Source organism: Weissella sp. DD23, assembly GCF_001579105.1.
GTDB lineage: Bacteria > Bacillota > Bacilli > Lactobacillales > Lactobacillaceae > Weissella > Weissella cibaria.
In genome coordinates this window covers 80,148-80,840 of sequence record NZ_KQ970392.1, presented here as the reverse complement: position 1 = coordinate 80,840, position 693 = coordinate 80,148, and the positions used below count along the sequence as shown (strand labels likewise).

Sequence of the window (693 nt, the reverse complement as noted above, 5' to 3'; positions counted from 1 at the left end):
AAAATAAGTATACCGTGTTTTATCCAATAAAAGACCAAACATGACTTGTCACGATCGGTCTAATTACTTAGCGTATGTTAATTAGTTAGCTGAAGTAGCTGAATCAACCAACGTGTAGTACATCGTACCCGTGTACTTTTGTGCTTGAACGGCATTGCTGCTCAAGTTCAATTCTGCAGAAACAGCACCAGTTGCGTTGTCACCGTTAGTCTTACCGTCACCCTTAGCAATCAAGTTACCGTATCCGGCAACCGTTCCCAAAGTTGCGTCACCAGCAGTCTTAGCAGTGCCACCCTTCAAAACTGAATTGTTAGCTTGGTAAACTGAAACGGCACTCTTACCAGTAATCAAACCACCGTTTGAATTAGCAGTTCCGTCAGCAACCGTCATGTTCAATGAAGCAACTGGCAAGACTTGATCACCAGCCTTCAATTGTGAAGCTGAGGCGTAGATGCTGTAACCAGCACCAGCTGCATCAGCCGTCAAACCACGTGTATCACGAACATAGATTGATGATGACGTGTTGTTTGTACCAGTCGTGTCACCAGTTGGTTGCGTTGATACACCGTTAGCCGTCAACACCTTCGTTGAAGCTTCGGTAATCTTAGGCGTTGCGCCAGCATCCTTAAACGAAAAGCTTGGTACAGCCGTCAAAGTCAAACCACCAACCGTAGCACCGTTATCTGGGTCCTT

General features: G+C 45.7%; 1 protein-coding gene. It reads right to left on the bottom strand.

Annotation, left to right across the window (positions count from 1 at the left end):
• Nucleotides 1-81 precede the first annotated feature (81 nt).
• Nucleotides 82-693, bottom strand: a 612-nt coding sequence (locus tag WEIDD23_RS04780; protein WP_062358806.1) for a WxL domain-containing protein, incomplete at its 5' end; no start/stop codon positions are given.